Below are 277 nucleotides of genomic sequence, written 5' to 3' on the forward strand. Positions count from 1 at the left end.
AAAAAGAAAACGCGAAGCTGCGCGAAGAACGCGACATCCTGCGTAAGGCCGCGAAATATTTTGCCGAAGAGACTCACTGGTGATCCGCTTCCAGTTTGTCGATGACCACCGAACCGAGTACTCGGTTAAGCGGATGTGCGATGTGTTAAAGCTGAATCGTTCCTCGTTTTACAAGTGGGTGAGCACCCGTAAAAAAACGCAGGTTAAAGATGTATTCTGATGCCGTTATTGGTGCAAGAATCAAGACCATCTTCGATGATGAGCACGGGCTTTATGG

General features: G+C 48.0%; 1 pseudogene. It reads left to right on the forward strand.

Going from position 1 to position 277, the window contains the following annotated elements:
* Positions 1-277, forward strand: a pseudogene (locus HMPREF2692_RS13310) (IS3 family transposase); the annotation flags it as partial.

The organism is Corynebacterium sp. HMSC036D03 (assembly GCF_001836185.1).
In the GTDB taxonomy this organism is placed as follows: domain Bacteria; phylum Actinomycetota; class Actinomycetes; order Mycobacteriales; family Mycobacteriaceae; genus Corynebacterium; species Corynebacterium simulans.